This is a genomic window from Variovorax sp. GW823-FHT04B03, from assembly GCF_058796495.1.
The window spans coordinates 1486012-1502449 of the sequence record NZ_JBXAIT010000001.1 but is presented as its reverse complement, the minus strand read 5'-3'; the positions used below and the strand labels follow the sequence as shown (position 1 = coordinate 1502449).

At 69.1% G+C, this 16438-nt stretch carries 13 protein-coding genes; 10 read left to right on the top strand and 3 right to left on the bottom strand.

All coding sequences use genetic code 11. From position 1 onward, the window contains the following. Positions 1-2 precede the first annotated feature (2 nt). The 4 genes from AC1RAD_RS06910 (at position 3) to AC1RAD_RS06895 (ending at position 3381) form a co-directional block, all read left to right on the top strand. Complete coding sequence (locus tag AC1RAD_RS06910) at positions 3-638, top strand: L-threonylcarbamoyladenylate synthase (RefSeq protein ID WP_095744107.1); 636 nt, start codon at positions 3-5, stop codon at positions 636-638. A 43-nt stretch (positions 639-681) separates the two neighbouring features. Then, a complete protein-coding gene (locus AC1RAD_RS06905; RefSeq protein ID WP_062482125.1) occupies positions 682-1353 on the top strand; it encodes a site-2 protease family protein in 672 nt (223 codons plus the stop codon). A gap of 17 nt (positions 1354-1370) precedes the next feature. Beyond that, positions 1371-2702: a tryptophan--tRNA ligase gene (locus AC1RAD_RS06900; protein WP_095744105.1), complete on the top strand. Its 1332-nt coding sequence runs from the start codon at positions 1371-1373 to the stop codon at positions 2700-2702. 76 nt (positions 2703-2778) lie between these two features. Then, entirely contained in the window at positions 2779-3381 is a 603-nt protein-coding gene (locus AC1RAD_RS06895) for a LuxR C-terminal-related transcriptional regulator (protein WP_056578680.1), read from the top strand. Positions 3382-3529: 148 nt separating this feature from the next. On the opposite strand, the gene shkS is transcribed toward AC1RAD_RS06895, so the two are convergent. Continuing rightward, positions 3530-4945, bottom strand: coding sequence for a surface-behavior sensor histidine kinase ShkS (shkS, locus tag AC1RAD_RS06890; protein ID WP_070061585.1), 1416 nt, complete (start codon positions 4943-4945; stop codon positions 3530-3532). Positions 4946-5143: 198 nt separating this feature from the next. Here shkS and AC1RAD_RS06885 point away from each other — a divergent pair, with 198 nt between their 5' ends. Continuing rightward, a complete protein-coding gene (locus AC1RAD_RS06885) occupies positions 5144-5545 on the top strand; it encodes a phage holin family protein (RefSeq protein WP_062482043.1) in 402 nt (133 codons plus the stop codon). Positions 5546-5609: 64 nt separating this feature from the next. Here AC1RAD_RS06885 and AC1RAD_RS06880 read toward each other — a convergent pair whose 3' ends face one another. Then, positions 5610-6812, bottom strand: coding sequence for an MFS transporter (locus tag AC1RAD_RS06880; protein WP_492734271.1), 1203 nt, complete (start codon positions 6810-6812; stop codon positions 5610-5612). A gap of 144 nt (positions 6813-6956) precedes the next feature. On the opposite strand from AC1RAD_RS06880, the gene AC1RAD_RS06875 reads away from it, so the two are divergent. Further along, positions 6957-7898: a LysR family transcriptional regulator gene (locus AC1RAD_RS06875; RefSeq protein WP_492734270.1), complete on the top strand. Its 942-nt coding sequence runs from the start codon at positions 6957-6959 to the stop codon at positions 7896-7898. On the opposite strand, the gene AC1RAD_RS06870 is transcribed toward AC1RAD_RS06875, so the two are convergent. Then, on the bottom strand, positions 7874-9235 hold the full coding sequence (locus AC1RAD_RS06870) for an amidohydrolase (protein ID WP_492734269.1): 1362 nt from the start codon (positions 9233-9235) through the stop codon (positions 7874-7876). The genes AC1RAD_RS06875 and AC1RAD_RS06870 overlap by 25 nt on opposite strands. Before the next feature lie 182 nt (positions 9236-9417). Here AC1RAD_RS06870 and AC1RAD_RS06865 point away from each other — a divergent pair, with 182 nt between their 5' ends. The 4 genes from AC1RAD_RS06865 (at position 9418) to AC1RAD_RS06850 (ending at position 16432) form a co-directional block, all read left to right on the top strand. Next, the gene (locus AC1RAD_RS06865) at positions 9418-10368 is read left to right on the top strand and encodes a LysR substrate-binding domain-containing protein (RefSeq protein WP_492734268.1); all 951 of its coding nucleotides are present in this window, start codon (positions 9418-9420) and stop codon (positions 10366-10368) included. 206 nt (positions 10369-10574) lie between these two features. Next, positions 10575-11801, top strand: coding sequence for an efflux RND transporter periplasmic adaptor subunit (locus tag AC1RAD_RS06860; RefSeq protein ID WP_492734267.1), 1227 nt, complete (start codon positions 10575-10577; stop codon positions 11799-11801). A gap of 9 nt (positions 11802-11810) precedes the next feature. Beyond that, positions 11811-14975: an efflux RND transporter permease subunit gene (locus AC1RAD_RS06855; RefSeq protein ID WP_492734266.1), complete on the top strand. Its 3165-nt coding sequence runs from the start codon at positions 11811-11813 to the stop codon at positions 14973-14975. Next, on the top strand, positions 14975-16432 hold the full coding sequence (locus AC1RAD_RS06850; protein WP_492734265.1) for an efflux transporter outer membrane subunit: 1458 nt from the start codon (positions 14975-14977) through the stop codon (positions 16430-16432). Before AC1RAD_RS06855 ends, AC1RAD_RS06850 begins: the two co-directional genes overlap by 1 nt. Positions 16433-16438 lie beyond the last annotated feature (6 nt).

The window sequence follows — 16438 nt, the reverse complement described above, 5'->3', positions numbered from 1 at the left end:
CCATGGCCCAGTACTTCGAAGTCCACCCCGAGAACCCCCAGCAGCGCCTGCTGAAGCAGGCCGTGGCGCTGCTCGCGCGCGGCGAGGTCGTGGCGGTGCCCACCGACTCCAGCTACGCGCTGGCCTGCCACCTGGACGACAAGGACGCGGTCGACCAGCTGCGCCGCATCCGCCAGGTCGACGACAAGCACCACCTCACGCTGCTGTGCCGCGACCTGAGCGAGCTGGCCAACTACGCGCGCGTCGACAACAAGCAGTACCGCCTGCTCAAGGCCGCCACGCCCGGCCCCTACACCTTCCTGCTCGAAGCCACCAAGGAAGTGCCGCGCCGCGTGAGCCATCCGCAGCGAAAGACCATCGGCCTGCGCGTGCCCGATCACAAGGTGCTGCTGGAGCTGCTGGAACTGCACGGCGCGCCGCTCCTGGCCACCACCCTCATCGCCCCCGGCGAGACCGAGGCGCTGAACGACGCGCAGGAAATCCGCGAGCGCTTCGAGAAGCAGATCGGCGCCGTCATCGACGCCGGCGCCTGCCCGTCGCAGCCGACCACCGTGGTCGACCTCACGCCCATGGGCACAGGCGACGACCCGGTCGTGGTGCGCCAGGGCCGGGGTGCGCTCGCGGTGCTTGGCCTCTGACGAACGGCTCGGCCGCCCCATTCCTCTCTGACACAATCGCGCAGTGGATATTTCCAATCTGATACAGACGGTTCTGATTTACGCACTGCCGGTGATCTTCGCGATCACCGTGCACGAAGCGGCGCATGGCTACGTGGCACGCCACTTCGGGGACAACACCGCCGCCATGATGGGCCGCGTGACGCTCAACCCCATGAAGCACATCGACCCCATCGGGACCATCCTGATGCCGCTGATGCTGTACTTCGCGACCTCGGGCGCCTTCCTGTTCGGCTATGCCAAGCCGGTGCCGGTCAACTTCAACCGCCTGCGCCATCCCAAGCGCGACATGGTGTGGGTCGCACTCGCGGGCCCGGCCTCCAACTTCATCCAGGCCATCCTGTGGGCCGTGCTGCTCATCGTGATCGTCGCGGCCGGCGTCAGTGAAACCTTTTTCATCAAGATGTGCCAGGGCGGCGTGCTGGTCAACCTCGTGATGTGGGCCTTCAACCTGTTCCCGCTGCCCCCGCTCGACGGCGGCCGCGTGCTGGCCGGCCTGCTGCCCAGCGGCCCGGCGCAGAATTTCCTGGCGCGCATCGAGCCCTACGGCTTCTTCATCGTGATGGCGCTGGTGCTCGCCGGCATCGTCAGCAACTACTGGCTGCGCCCGCTGATGGATGCCGGCTACTTCGTGGTCAACCTGCTCATCACGCCGCTCAAGGCAATGCTGCTCTAAGTTTCTCCTTCCGTCACATGGCTTCGTCTTCTCCAGCTCCCCTGCGCGTCCTGACCGGCATCACGCCGTCGGGCACGCCCCACCTCGGCAACTACGTCGGCTCCATCCGCCACTCGGTGCGCCAGAGCGTCGCGGCCGGCGTCGAGAGCTACTTCTTCCTGGCCGACTACCACGCGCTCATCAAGGTGCAGGAGCCGGCGCTCATCCAGCGCTCCACGCTCGAGATCGCCGCCAGCTGGCTGGCTTGTGGCCTCGACCCCGAACGCGTCACCTTCTATCGCCAGTCGGACATCGCCGAGATCACCGAGCTCACCTGGTTCCTGACCTGCGTCACCGGCAAGGGCGTGCTCAACCGCGCGCATGCCTACAAGGCCCAGCTCGACAAGAACATCGCCAAGGGCGAGGAGCCCGACGCCGACGTGACGGCGGGCCTGTTCATGTACCCCGTGCTGATGGGCGCCGACATCCTGATGTTCAACGCCCACAAGGTGCCCGTGGGCCGCGACCAGGTGCAGCACATCGAGATGGCGCGCGACATGGCGCAGCGCTTCAACCACCAGTACGGCGAGCACTTCACGCTGCCCGACGCCGAGATCGACGATGCGGTCGCCACCTTGCCCGGCCTCGACGGCCGCAAGATGAGCAAGAGCTACAACAACACGATCCCGCTGTTCGCGCCGCGCGCGCAGCTGCAAAAGCAGATTGCCAGCATCGTCACCGACTCGCGCGCGCCCGGCGAGCCCAAGGACACCGAGGGCTCGGCCCTGTTCCAGATCTACCAGGCCTTCGCCAGCGCCGAAGAAACCGAGGCCCTGCGCAAGGCGTACGCCGACGGCATCGCCTGGGGCGACGCCAAGCAGGTGCTGTTCGAGCGCATCGACCGCGAAGTGGCGCCGCTGCGCGCGCGCTACGAGGCGCTCATGAACGACCCGGCCGAGATCGAACGCATCTTGCTGCTGGGCGCCGAGAAGGCGCGCAAGCTGTCCCGCCCCTTCATGACCTCGCTGCGCCATGCGGTCGGCCTGCGCAACCTCGCGGCGGGCCGCGACGGCGCCGGTGCCAAGGCCGCCAAGGTGGCGAAGCCCAGCTTCAAGCAATACCGCGAGAAGGCCGACGGCCTGTTCTATTTCAAGCTGCTCGATGCGCGCGGCGAAACCCTTTTGCAAAGCCGTGGATTCGCGTCGCCGCAGGAAGCGGGCCGTACCATCGCCGACTTGCAGGCGCAACGCGGCGCGGCGCTCACGGCATTGGCCGCGCAGCTCGAACCGGTCGACGCGCAACAGGCTCGCGCCGCCACCGAGGCGCTGGAGGCACTGGCGGAGGCAACGTCCACCACCCAGGGACATTGATCCGGCAACAACCCGCGGGCCATCCGTCGGCGGGTGTGACAAGAGAGAAGACGGTGCGATCACAAAGGAAGAAAACATGAGCATTTATGTCATCGACGACCACCCCCTGATGCGCGACGCGATCGTGATGGTCCTGCGTCGCCTGCGCCCCGCCGAGAACATCGTCGAGCTCGAGCGGCTCGACAAGCTCGCCAGTTCGGTCCAGCAGCGTGGCGCGCCCACTCTCTTCTGCCTGGACCTGAAGCTGCCGGACACCAATGGCGTCTCGGGCGTGATCGCGGTCAAGCAGGTCTATCCGAACGTGCCGATCGCCGTGTACTCGGCAGCCCCGGCCGCCGACATGGAAGACGCCTGCATCGAGGCTGGCGCCGACACCTACATCGAGAAGTCGGCCAGCTCCAACGAGCTGGCAGCCGCCCTGCGCGGCCTGCTGATGGCCGGATCGGAAGACGACACCGAAGAGATGCCGGCCGCCAACAGCGGCAAGCTCTCCAAGCGCCAGACCCAGCTGATCGCCATGCTCGACAAGGGCATGAGCAACCGCGACATCGCCACCGACCTGGAGATCAGCGAACACACGGTGAAGGTGCACCTGTGGCGCCTGTTCCGCCGTCTGGGCGTGAAGAGCCGTACGCAGGCCTTGCACTATGCAAGAACGAATGGGCTGCTGTCTGGCTAACCCCCAGGCTTCGCGCACTTCGTGTCGCTACGCCAACCCCCTTGCAGGGGGCAACACCTGAGGCCCGGCAGAGCCGGTTCCTCGGTGTTACTGGAAGGAAAAAACCGCGCAACAGCGCGGTTTTTTTATGGGCGCGTCGCTCTCGTGCTCAGCCGCCCGACGCACTCACCCGCGCCTGCGCCACCGCCTCGTCGGCGTCGTGCAGCGCCACGCGGAACACGCTGCCGCTGCCCAGGCGCGAGCGCACGCTGACCGGGTGGCCCAGCACGTGCGACAGCCGCGCGACGATGGCCAGGCCGAGGCCGAAGCCGTCGGAGGTGCCGGCATGGTCGGCGACCTTGTAGAACTCCAGGAACACGTCACGCAGGTGCTCGGGCGCGATGCCGATGCCGGTGTCCCACACCTCCACGCGCATGCCCTCGCGGGTCTGGCGCGCGGCCAGCAGCACGCCGCCTTCGGTCGTGTACTTGATGGCATTGGCCAGCAGGTTGCCGATCATGCGGCGCACGCGGATCGGGTCGGTGAGGAACGAGCCCTCGGTCACGTGCACCCGGAAGTCCAGCCCCCGGCTCTCGGCCACGGGGCGGTACTGCAGCTCCAGGTCGTGCAGCAGTTCGGCCACGTCGACGCGCTCGATGTGCAGGCGCACCTGGCCCGCGTCGATGCGCGCGAGGTCGAACATGGAGTCGAACAGCGCGTTCACCGCGTGGGTGGCGCGCACGATCTTCGGGGCCAGTTCGAGCACCAGCTCGGGCTCGTTGCGCAGCCAGTCGGCGTACAGCGACAGCGCCAGCACGGGCTGGCGCATGTCGTGCGCGGCGCTGGCCAGGAAGCGGTTCTTCATGGCCACGGCCGACACGGCCGCCTGCCGCTGCTGCGTGAGCGACTTGATCAGGATGTGGTTGTGGAACAGCAGCTCCAGGCTGTTGCGCGCGGTCTCATGGATGTTGCGGCCGGCGCGCAGCAGCAGGAACCAGTGCAGCGCCGGCAGCAGCGGCATGAGGTAGCCGTACTGGAAATGCGGGTGCTGCATGGTGACGGCCACGAGGCGCACCAGCACCGCGCCCAGCATGGTGATGAACAGCGTGTTGACGTAGCGCTTGAGCAGCGGCGGGTGCAGCGCCAGCCCGTTGAGCGGGAAGGTGCCCACACCGGCCACGATGAGCCAGCTCATGAACTGGTTGACCTGCGGCGTGCGCTCGAAGAACAGCAGCACCGAGCAGCCCCAGACCACCGCGCTGGTGCTCCACACGAAGCCGTAGCGGTCGGTGAACTGCTGCTGCGCGACGGCACTGCGCCCGGCATAGCGCACGGCGTACACGCGCGCGCCCCAAGCCCGGCAGGCGGTGGCGATGATGCCGGCGGCCAGCCAGGTCAGCAGCTCCCAGCGGGGCACGTGGCCCCAGCTCAGGCCGACCATGGCGGGCATGAGCGCCGCCGAGACGAGGTAGGAGCCGCGCGCCGAGCGCATCAGGCTGCGGATGAGTTCCCCGCGCACCCACGACTCGGCCTCGTCGGCCGACGCCGGAGCGGGTGTCACGCTTGCGATCGACGCATTCGCCATGGATGCATGACCGTGGTGGATTCGGCCAAACCAGAGAAAGATGGAGACAGGCGCCTGCGCAGGCGCCGGAAGTTCGCGATCTTAACGGCCTGTCGGCCATGGTTTCGGGAAGTAACCGCAGAAAATCCGCCCGCCCCGCGCAGCGGTCCGCCGCGACGCCCCGTTTACCATGCGGGCTGCCGACACACACCGCACGCCATGCTGAACAACATCACCCCTTTCCTCGTCCACTGGGCCATCACCGGCATCTCGCTGTGGGTCGCCAGCCATCTCTTCAAGGGGCTCAAGTTCGACAGCACCTCGGCGCTGATCGTGTCGGCGCTGCTGCTCGGCCTGGCCAACGCCATCGTCAAGCCGCTGCTGATCTTCCTGACACTGCCGCTGACGCTGCTGACCTTCGGCCTGTTCCTGCTGGTCATCAACGCGCTGATGATCCTGCTGGTGGCGGCGCTGGTGAAGGGCTTCAAGGTGTCGGGCTTCTGGACCGCGCTGTTCGCGAGCATCTTCGTCTCGCTGCTGAGCATCGTCATCGGCTCGTTCGTGACGGGCGGCGACCCGGCCGAGCAGATCCAGATGCCGCAGGGCGGCAACTGGCTCTGAGCGAGCCCCTGCCTTTCTCGCGGGCCCCGCCCGTTGCGCGCGAAATGCCCCGCGCTCTTCGGAATCAGTGGGGCGACCGGTGTGGCTTCGCGGGAAACCCGTGCGCACGCGATGTCCAGGCAATCAGAAGGCCGGGAAGCAACAGCGCCAGCAGTGCCCATGGAAAAGCGCCGACGCCCGATGTCTCCAGCAGCACGCCACCGACGATGCCGCCTCCCGCAATGGCGATGTTCCACACCGTGACGAGGATGGATTGCGCCACGTCCGCGCCGGGGCCGGCTGCTTCGGCCGACGCGGTCTGCAGCAAGGCCCCGGAGCCGCCGAAGGTCAGCCCCCACGCGGCCACCGCGACATAGACCACCACCGGCTGCGTGCCGGCGACGCCTAGGGCCAGCGACGCCAGCGCAAAGCCCGCGAGGGCGAGCAGCACCAGCGAGCGCAGCATGCGGTCGATGAGCAGCCCGCTGATCCAGATGCCGGCCAGCGATGCCACGCCGAAGACCAGCAGCACCGCATCGACCCGATCGGACAGGCCGGCCGGCGCCAGGAACGGCATCACGTAGGTGTAGAGAATGCTGTGCGCCAGCACCCACAGCGCAAGCACGGCCAGCACCGGTCGCACGCCGGGCGTGACGAAGATCCGGCGCACCGGCGCGCGCTTTTCGGCCGTCTGCCCCGGATAGTCGGGCACCTGCAGGAAGACCCAGGCCATCACCGCCAGCGTGAGCAGCGACATGCCGCCGAACGCGGTGCGCCAGCCCAGCGTGGCGCCCATCAACGTCCCCAGCGGGACGCCCAGCGACAACGCCAGCGGTGCGCCCAGCCCTGCCACTGCCAGCGCGCGCCCCTTGAGGTGCTCGGGCACCATGCGCCGCGCATAGCCCGCCAGCATCCCCCAGATCAAGCCGCCCGCCATGCCGGCCATGAAACGCGCAACCAGCGCGACGGCATAGCTCGACGTCAGCGCCGTGAGCGTGTTGAAGGCCAGCACGGCGACCAGCGCCGCGATCAGCAACGGTCGGCGCCGCCAGCCCAGCGTCGCCGCCGTCAGCGGGATGGCCGCAACCAGCGAGCCGATGGCATAGAGGGTCACGAACTGGCCCGCGAACGCTTCCGACACGCCCAGGTCCTGGCTGATGCGCAAGAGCATGCCGGCCGGCATCGTTTCCGTCAGCAGTGCCAGGAAGCCGGTCATCGACATGGCCAGCAAGGCGGCCACGGGCAGTCGTTCAGTGCGCTCGCCCCCGGTGGCGGTTGTGGTGGTCATTCAGTTGTTTTCCATCGTCTGTGCCCGCGTTGGCCGGGTGGCCCGCGTTGGCGTCCACCGCAGTGTGGGCGGGAATGCATCAATGAAAAATGGGCTAAAGTTTCAAATACATGTGACTCTCCAGTCATCAATCAAAGTCGCTCCATGGAAAACCTGGGTTCGCTGAACGTCTTCGTTCGCGCCGGCGAAACGCGCAGCTTCACGGCCGCGGGGCAGCAGTTGGGCATCTCGGCCTCGGCCGTCAGCAAGGCCATCGTGCGGCTCGAAGAACGGCTGGGCGTGCGGCTGTTCCATCGCTCCACGCGCACCGTCCACCTGACACCGGAAGGCGCGCTGTTCCTGGAGCGCTGCCGGCGCATCCTTTGCGAGGTGGAATCGGCCGAAGCGGAACTGCTGCAGACACAGAGCGCACCGCGCGGCAAGCTGCGCATCAGCCTGCCGTCGGTGGGCACGCTGTTCATGCCCAAGCTGGCGGCGTTCAAGCGGCTCTACCCCGACATCGAACTGGACATCGACTACGCCGACCGGCTGGTGGACGTCATCGAGGAAGGCTTCGACGCGGTCATCCGCACCGGCGAGCCCAGCGATTCACGGTTGATGGCGCGCCGCATCGGCTCGTGCCGCAAGGTGATCGTCGGTGCACCGGCCTACTTTCGCCGGGCCGGCGTGCCGCGCGAACCGCAAGACCTGGCAAGCCACGCCTGCCTGCTCTACCGCTTTCCCAGCACCGGCAAGCTGGACGTGTGGCCGTTGGGCCTTGCGGCCGGCGCGCCCGCCATCGACCTGCCGGCCAGCATGGTGACCAACACGCTCGATCCGCAGGTCTGCTTTGCCGAGCAGGGGCTGGGCATTGCCTGCGTGCCGGAGATCGCCGTGCGCCAGCAATTGGAACAGGGCCGCCTGGTCACGGTGCTGGACGACCACAACCGCGAACACATGATCTTCCACGTGCTGTGGCCGTCGAGCCGGCAGCTGTCGCCCAGGATCCGTGTGTTCGTGGACTTCATCGCGCAGCACCTGTTTCCGCTTTCGGATGCGCTGGCGCAGCCGATTCGCTCAGGTCAGCGCTGCGCGCCCGCCATGTAGTCCACCGTCAGCTGCGTCAGCGTGCGCACGCCCACCAGCAGGCTGGCCTCGTCGACGAAGAAGCGCGGCGAGTGGTTGGGCTCGGCCTTGTTCGCGTCGCGGCCGGGCGGCGTGGCGCCGATCATCACGAACAGGCCGGGGGCCTTCTGCGCGAAGAACGAGAAGTCTTCGCCGCCCGTGCCCTTGGGAATCACGATCGGCGTGGCGCCGGGCACGCGCTGCAGGCTGGGCACCATCTTGGCAGTCAGGGCCGGGTCGTTCACGGTGGGGGCGTAGCCGTCGGCCTCGACGCGGACCTCGGCCGTGCCGCCGCCGCTTTGCGCGATGTGCGAAGCGGTCTCGCCCATGCGCTGGATGATGAACTGGCGCATCTCGTCGTCGTAGGTGCGCAGCGTGCCGCTCATCTCCACAGAGTCGGGAATGATGTTGTAGCGCGTGCCCGCATTGAAGGTGCCCACGCTCAGCACCGAGGGCTCCTTGGTCACGTTGACCTGGCGGCTCGCGATGGTCTGGAAGCCCAGCACGATCTGCGAGCCCAGCACGATCGGGTCGACCCCGCTCCAGGGTTGCGAGCCGTGCGTCTGGCGGCCCTTCACGCTGACCTTGAAGGTATCCGAGCTCGCGGTGATGGGGCCGCTCTTGTAGCCGATCTGCCCGGTGTTCAGGGCCGAGACCAGGTGCAAGCCGAACACCGCGTCAGGCTTGGGCGCGTCGAAGGCGCCTTCGGCCAGCATGCGGCGCGCACCGCCGATCTCGGCATTGGGCAGCTTTTCTTCGGCCGGCTGGAAGATCAGCTTCACGGTGCCGGGCAGCTGCGCCTTCATCGAGGCCAGCACCTCGGCCACGCCCATGAGGATCGCCACGTGGCCGTCGTGCCCGCAGGCATGCATGACGTCGACCGTGGCGAAGCCCCACTGGGCACGCGCCTTGGAGGCGAAGGGCACGTCGACCTGTTCCTTCACGGGCAGCGCGTCCATGTCGGCGCGCAGCGCCACCACCGGGCCGGGCTTGCCGCCGCGCAGCGTGGCGACCACGCCGGTCACGGCCACGCCTTCGCGCACCTCGTAGCCCAGCGCCTTCAGGTGGGCCGCGACCAGCGCGGCGGTGCGCTTTTCCTGGTTGCCCAGCTCGGGGTGCTGGTGGATGTCGCGGCGCCAGTCGATCACCTTCTGCTCGATGGCCTTGGAGCGCTCGGCGATCAGCGGGTACAGCGGCACGGCAGCGGCCGGCGCGGGCGATGTGGCAGCAGGCGCCTCCTGCGCCGAGGCGCACAGGGACGAGACGGCAAGGACGATGGGCAGGCACAGGCGCGCGGCCGGACGGAATCGGTGGGACATGATGATGTGTTGTCTGAAAAGCAAGAAAGGGAAGGACCCGCCGGGCGGGAGCCCTTCGTCCGCACGGCCCCGTCGGACCGGCAGCCGATGCGCCCTTGTCTGCCGCCCGACCCCGTGAGCGTAGGAAGGCCACCGATTGGCGTCCAATCGCTTTTGCATCGACTGATAATGATTGCCTATCGATGGCCGCCGACACACCCACCCCGTCTTCCGTGCTGCACGAGCGGCTGCTCGCGCGCCTGCGCCTGCGCCACCTGAAGCTCATCGACGCGCTGGCCGCGCACTCGCACCTGCGCCGCGCGGCCGAGGCGATCCACATCAGCCAGCCGGCGGCCACGCAGATGCTGCAGGAGGTCGAGGGCCTGCTCGACACGCCGCTGTTCGAGCGCCACGCGCGCGGCATGCGCATCACCGAAGCCGGGCGGCTGCTGGCGCTGCACGCGCGCATGGTGATCGACGCCATGCAGGTGGCCAGCGACGGCCTCGCGGCGCTGGCCGCGCAGGAGACGCGCGCGCTGCGCATCGGCGCCATCGAGGCGGCCATCGCCAGCGTGCTGCAGCCCGCGCTGAACCTGCTGCATGCGAAGCACCCCAAGCTGCGCCTGTTCATCGAGGAGGGCAACATCGAGCGGCTCACGATCGGCCTGCGCGCGGGCGCCTTCGACGCCGTGCTGCTGCGCCAGCCCGCGCGCGTGCCCGACGCCCACCGCTTCGTGCCGCTGCGCAGCGACGAGGTGGTGGTCATCGCCGGCATCGGCCACCCGGCCGTGCAGCGCAAGCGCCTGCGGCTGCGCGACCTCGCCGATTCGCGCTGGGTGCTGCCGCCCGCGCACTTCGCGGTGCGCCAGGTGATGGAGGCCGCCTGGGCCGCCGAGCGGATCGTGCCGCGCCCGCATGCCATCCAGGTGCTCACGCCGCAGCTGGTGCGCGCCCTGCTCTCGCAGCCCGACGTGGTGGTGCCGGTGCCGCGCACCGTGCTCGACCAGCTCGACCGCGCGGCCGTGGCCGAGCTGCCGCTGCGCATGAACGCGCCCATCGCGCCGCTGGGCATCCTCTACCGCACCGACAACGAGGTCGGCCCGCTGCCGCTGCTGGTCGATTTCCTGGTCGCGCAGGCGAAGAAGAAGCCATAGAGAGCGCTTCAGGCGGGTTTTTCATGCGGGCAATGCCCCGCTTCACACCCGCTTAACTGTGGGGCCGCACACTCGACGCCACCCGCCCGTCCCCTCGGGACATGGCACGGTTTCCGCTCTGTAAAGTTCGCCGCCCCCGCGCCGCGGCATTGAACTCGACGGCGCGAGCCCGCTCCATCTTTGGCTTTCGTTACTTCTGCCTGTCCATGCCCGTCCACTTTGCCTCCCGCTCCGCCCCGCTCCTCACGGCCCTGTGCATCGCCGCCGCCCTCGCGGGGTGCTCGCGCACCAATGTGGAGGCCGCCGGCGCGGCCAAGGCGGCCAACGCCCCGGCAAAAGAAGTCGGCATCGTCACGCTCAAGTCCGAGGTGCTGGCCCTGAGCACCGAGCTGCCCGGGCGCACCGCGGCCCCGGTGATCGCCGAGATCCGCCCGCAGGTCGGCGGCATCCTCAAGGAGCGGCTCTTCACCGAAGGCTCGCAGGTCAAGGCCGGCCAGGTGCTCTACCAGCTCGACCCCGCCTCGCTGCAGGCCGCCCATGCCAGCGCGCAGGCCAGCGTGCGCAAGGCCGAGTCGGCCCTGGCCACGGCCCGCACCGTGGCCAAGCGCAATGCCGAGCTGGTGAAGATCGACGCCATCAGCCGCCAGGTGTTCGACGAGACCCAGGCCGCCGAGCAGCAGGCCGAGGCCGACCTCGGCGTGGCCCGCGCCGCCGAGCAGACCGCGCGCATCCAGCTGGGCTACACGCGCATCACCTCGCCGATCACCGGCTGGGCCGAGCTGTCCACGGTCACGCCGGGCGCGCTGGTCACAGCCAACCAGGCGGCGGCCATGACCACCGTGCAGCAGCTCGACCCGATCCATGTGCACGTCACGCAATCGAGCAGCGAGCTGCTGCGCCTGAAGCGCGAGCTGGCCAGCGGCCGGCTGCAGCGCGCCAGCGACGCCGAGGCGCGCATCCAGCTGCTGCTGGAAGACGGCAGCCCCTACCCGCACGCCGGCCGCCTCACCTTCAGCGGCGTGACGGTCGATGCCGGCACCGGCAGCGTCACGTTGCGCGCCGTGGTGCCCAACCCCGACAAGCTGCTGATGCCCGGCATGTACGTGCGCGCCGTGCTGCAGGAAGGCGTGAACGACGCCGCGCTGCTGGTGCCGCAGCAGGCCGTCACGCGCGCGCCCGACGGCAGCGCCTCCACGCTGGTGATCGATGCCGAGGACAAGGTCCAGAAGCGGCCCATCCGCATCGGCCGCGCCGTCGGCACGCGCTGGCAGGTGATCGACGGCCTGGCCGCGGGCGACCGCGTGCTCATGGAAGGCTCGCAGCGCGTGAAGGTGGGCGACAAGGTGCGCACGGTCGACCTGGGCGCGAAGCCGGCCGGTGCTGCCATCGCGAGCGCCACGCCCGACGCCGCCTCCGCCACCGTCGCGCGCTGAGGCCCCGCCATGGCCCAGTTCTTCATCGACCGCCCCATCTTCGCGTGGGTGCTTTCCATCGTCGTCATGCTCGCCGGCCTGATGGCCATCCGCACGCTGCCTCTCGAGCAGTACCCCGACATCGCGCCGCCGCGCGTGTCCATCAACGCCACCTACACCGGCGCCTCGGCCAAGACGGTCGAAGACTCCGTCACCCAGGTCATCGAGCAACAGATGAAGGGGCTGGACAACCTGCTGTACATGCAGTCGACCAGCAACTCGTCGGGCGTGGCGCGCCTGTCGCTCACCTTCAACGCGGGCACCAACATCGACGTGGCCCAGATGCAGGTGCAGAACAAGCTGCAGCAGGCCATGTCGCGCCTGCCGCAGCAGGTGCAAAGCCGCGGCGTCACCGTCACCAAGGGCGGCAACGATTTCCTGCTGATCGTCTCGATGTTCTCCGGCGACGGCAGCGCCTCGGCGGTGGACGTGGGCGACTACATCAGCAGCAACCTGGTCGACGTCATCAGCCGCGTCGACGGCGTGGGCGAGGTGCAGACGCTGGGCACCGGCTACGCCATGCGCCTGTGGCTGGACCCCGACAAGCTGCGCAAGTACGCGCTCATGCCCTCGGACGTGGGCAACGCCATCACCGCGCAGAACGCGCAGGTCTCGGCCGGCCAGCTCGGCGCGCTGCCGGCTGGTGCGCAGCAGCAGCTCAACGCCACCATCACGGCGCGCAGCAAGCTGAAGACGGTCGAGGAGTTCGAGAACGTGGTGCTGCGCGCCACGCCCGACGGCGCCGTGGTGCGCCTGCGCGACGTGGCCCGCGTGGAACTGGGCGCCGAGAACCTCACGGTGCGCTCGGTGCTGGGCGGTCGCCCGGGCGCCGGCATGGGCATCGTGCTGGCCGACGGCGCCAACGCGGTGCAGGTGGCCGAGGCCGTGAAGGCCAAGGTGGCCGAGCTGCAGCCGCTCTTTCCGAACCAGATGCAGACCTTCGTGAGCTACGACACCACGCCCTTCGTGAGCGCGTCGATCGACGAGGTGGTGAAGGCGCTGGCCGAGGCCATGGTGCTGGTCGTGCTGGTGATGTACATCTTTCTGCAGAACTTCCGCGCCACGCTGATCCCGGCCATTGCCGTGCCGGTGGTGCTTCTGGGCACCTTCGGCGTGCTCTCCGTGGCGGGCTACTCGATCAACACGCTCACCATGTTCGGCATGGTGCTGGCCATCGGCCTTTTGGTGGACGACGCCATCGTGGTGGTGGAGAACGTCGAGCGCGTGATGCACGAAGAGGGCCTGTCGCCCAAGGAGGCCACGCGCAAGTCGATGGCCGAGATCACGCCCGCGCTCGTGGGCATCGCGCTGGTGCTGTCGGCGGTGTTCATCCCGATGGCCTTCTTCGGCGGCTCGACCGGCGTGATCTACCGCCAGTTCTCGATCACCATCGTCTCGGCCATGGCGCTGTCGGTGTTCGTGGCGCTCACGCTCACGCCGGCGCTGTGCGCCACGCTGCTCAAGCCGGTCGCCAAGGGCGGCCACGCGGCCTCGCGCAAGGGCGTGCTGGGCGCGGTCGACCGTTTCTTCGCGGGCTTCAACCGCCGCTTCGACCAGGGCGCCGACCGCTACCAGGGCATCGTCGGCGGCATCGTGCGGCGCGGCAAGCGCAGCCTCGTGGTGTACCTGCTGATCGCAGCCGTGATGGCGCTGCTGTTCATGCGCCTGCCCACCTCCTTCCTGCCCGACGAAGACCAGGCCTTCCTGCAGGTGCAGGTGACGCTGCCGCCGGGCGCGTCGGATGCGCGGCTGCAGCCGGTGGTCACGCAGATGCAGGACTACTTCACGAAGCAACCCGAGGTGGTGAGCGTGAACGTCATCACAGGGCAGAACGGCGACCAGAGTTCGGCGCGCGCCTTCGTGAAGCTGAAAGACTGGGCCGAGCGCGAAGGCGCCGGCCAGTCGGCCGCCGAACTCGCGCGACGCGCCAACAAGGAGCTCTCGACCATCCGCGACGCGCGCATCTTCGTGCTGCTGCCGCCGGCGGTGCGCGGGCTCGGCGCCAACGCGGGCTTCAACTTCCACCTGAAGGACATCAACGGGCTGGGCCACGATGCGCTGGTGAAGGCGCGCGACCAGCTCATCGACCTGCTCTCCAAGCGCCCCGAGGTGGCGAACGTGCGCAGCAACAACCTGGACGACACGCCGCAGTTCGCGGTGGACATCGACGACGCGCGCGCCGGCGCGGCCAGCCTGGCCACGTCCGACATCGACAGCACCCTGTCGAGCGCGATGGGCGGCACCTACATCAACGACTTCCTGGACAACGGCCGCGTCAAGCGCGTGTACATGCAGGGCGACACGGCCTTTCGCATGCTGCCCACCGACATCGACCGCTGGAGCGTGCGCAACAGCCTGGGCCAGATGGTGCCGTTCCCGGCCTTCTCCAGCTCGCGCTGGACGTATGGCTCGCCGCAGCTGCAGCGCTACAACGGCAGCCCCAGCTACGAGTTCGTCGGCGATGCCGCACCCGGCGTGAGCTCGGGCGACGCCATGGCCGCCGTCGACGAAGTGATGAAGCAGATGCCCGCCGGCATCGGCTACGAATGGACCGGCGCCTCGTTCCAGGAGCGCCTGTCGGGCGCGCAGGCGCCGGTGCTGTATGCCATCTCGATCCTGTTCGTGTTCCTGTGCCTTGCGGCGCTGTACGAGAGCTGGTCGGTGCCGTTCTCGGTGATCCTGGTGGTGCCGCTGGGCATCGTCGGCGCGCTGCTGTTCACCAGCCTGCGCGGCCTGAGCAACGACGTGTACTTCCAGGTCGGCCTGCTGACCACGGTGGGGCTGTCGTCCAAGAACGCGATCCTGATCGTCGAGTTCGCCAAGCAGCTGCAGGAGCAGGGCAAGGGCGTGATCGAGGCCACGCTGGAGGCCGTGCGGCTGCGGTTGCGCCCCATCCTCATGACCTCGCTGGCCTTCGGCTTCGGCGTGCTGCCGCTGGCCATCGGCACCGGCGCGGGCGCGGGCGGCCGCCAATCGATCGGCACCGCGGTGCTGGGCGGCATGGTGGTCGGCACGGCGCTGGGCATCTTCTTCGTGCCGCTGTTCTTCGCGATGATCCGCGGCTGGCTGGAAGGCCGCCGCAAGCCGGCCGACACGCCGCCGGATGCCTTGCCCGCGGAACAGGGAGCCCAGTGATGACGCGCACCACCCTGCCCCGCCTTCCCCTGCGCGCACTGGCCTGCGCCGCCCTGGCCTCGGCCGTGCTCGCCGGCTGCGTCAATCTCGCGCCCGCGTACGAAACGCCCGCCTCGCCCGTGCCATCGAACCTGCCCTCGGCCGGCGTCACGACGACCACACCCCTGGACATCGGCTGGCGCGACTTCTTCGTCGACAAGCAGCTGCAGGGCGTGATCGAACTCGCGCTCGCCAACAACCGCGACCTGCGCGTGGCGGCGCTCAACATCGAGCGTGCGCGCGCCCAGTACGGCATCGCGCGGGCCGACCTGTTCCCCACCGTCAACGCCGGCGCAGCCGGCACGCGCTCGCGCACGCCGGGCAGCCTGTCGACCAGCGGCGAATCGCGCATCGCCTCGCAGTACAGCGCCAACCTGGGCATGACGGCCTACGAGCTCGACCTGTTCGGGCGCGTGCGCAACCTCGGCGAATCGGCGCTGCAGGGCTACTTCCAGACCGAGGAGACGCAGCGCAGCACGCAGATCAGCCTCGTGGCATCCGTCGCCACGGCCTGGCTGCAACTGGCCGCCGACGAGCAGCGCCTGCAGCTGGCGCGCGGCACGCTCGAGAGCCAGCGCAAGTCCTTCGAGCTGGTGCAGCGCAGCCATGCGCTCGGCGCGCAGTCGGGCCTGGCGCTGGCGCAGGCGCAGAGCACCGTCGATGCCGCGCGCGCCGACGCCGCGGCCTTCGACAGCCAGGTCGAGCAGGACCGCAATGCGCTCGCGCTGCTGGTCGGCGCCACGCCGCCGCCCGAGCTGCTGCCGAGCGCCGCGACGACCGCCGACGTGGCGCAGCTGCTCGTGCCGCCGGCCGGCCTGTCGTCGAACGTGCTGCAGCAGCGGCCCGACGTGCGCGCCGCCGAGCACGCGCTGCGCGCGAGCAATGCCGACATCGGCGCGGCGCGCGCGGCTTTTTTCCCGCGCATCGCGCTCACCGCGTCGGCCGGCACCGCGAGCAGCACGCTCTCGGGCCTGTTCACCAGCGGCAGCAAGGCCTGGAGCTTCGCGCCGTCGATCAGCGTGCCGATCTTCGACGGCGGCGCCAATCGCGCCAACCTGCAGGTGGCGCAGGCGCAGCAGAAGATCCAGATCGCCACCTACGAGAAGGCCGTGCAGACCGCCTTCCGCGAAGTGGCCGACGCCCTGGCCGAACGCCGCACGCTGGCCGAGCGCCTCGACGCACAGCGCTCGCTGCGCGCCGCCACCTCGCGCAGCTTCGCGCTCTCGCAGTCGCTCTTCAAGAGCGGCGCCGCCAACTACCTCGACGTGCTGGACGCGCAGCGCAGCGACTATGCGGCGCAGCAGACGCTGATCGGCCTGCAGCTCACGGAGCAGACGAACCGGCTGGCGATCTACAAGGCGTTGGGGGGTGGGTGGAGCGAGGCGTCCGGCACGCAGCAGCCTGCGCAGGGCGACTGACGCACC

Bases quoted from the DNA above. Each gene is read 5' to 3' on its own strand.
- AC1RAD_RS06880 (WP_492734271.1), bottom strand. From the start codon at position 6,812: ATGACCACCACAACCGCCACCGGGGGCGAGCGCACTGAACGACTGCCC.
- shkS (WP_070061585.1), bottom strand. From the start codon at position 4,945: ATGGCGAATGCGTCGATCGCAAGCGTGACACCCGCTCCGGCGTCGGCC.
- AC1RAD_RS06910 (WP_095744107.1), top strand. From the start codon at position 3: ATGGCCCAGTACTTCGAAGTCCACCCCGAGAACCCCCAGCAGCGCCTG.
- AC1RAD_RS06885 (WP_062482043.1), top strand. From the start codon at position 5,144: ATGCTGAACAACATCACCCCTTTCCTCGTCCACTGGGCCATCACCGGC.
- AC1RAD_RS06875 (WP_492734270.1), top strand. From the start codon at position 6,957: ATGGAAAACCTGGGTTCGCTGAACGTCTTCGTTCGCGCCGGCGAAACG.
- AC1RAD_RS06865 (WP_492734268.1), top strand. From the start codon at position 9,418: ATGGCCGCCGACACACCCACCCCGTCTTCCGTGCTGCACGAGCGGCTG.
- AC1RAD_RS06850 (WP_492734265.1), top strand. From the start codon at position 14,975: ATGACGCGCACCACCCTGCCCCGCCTTCCCCTGCGCGCACTGGCCTGC.
- AC1RAD_RS06895 (WP_056578680.1), top strand. From the start codon at position 2,779: ATGAGCATTTATGTCATCGACGACCACCCCCTGATGCGCGACGCGATC.
- AC1RAD_RS06855 (WP_492734266.1), top strand. From the start codon at position 11,811: ATGGCCCAGTTCTTCATCGACCGCCCCATCTTCGCGTGGGTGCTTTCC.
- AC1RAD_RS06900 (WP_095744105.1), top strand. From the start codon at position 1,371: ATGGCTTCGTCTTCTCCAGCTCCCCTGCGCGTCCTGACCGGCATCACG.
- AC1RAD_RS06860 (WP_492734267.1), top strand. From the start codon at position 10,575: ATGCCCGTCCACTTTGCCTCCCGCTCCGCCCCGCTCCTCACGGCCCTG.
- AC1RAD_RS06870 (WP_492734269.1), bottom strand. From the start codon at position 9,235: ATGTCCCACCGATTCCGTCCGGCCGCGCGCCTGTGCCTGCCCATCGTC.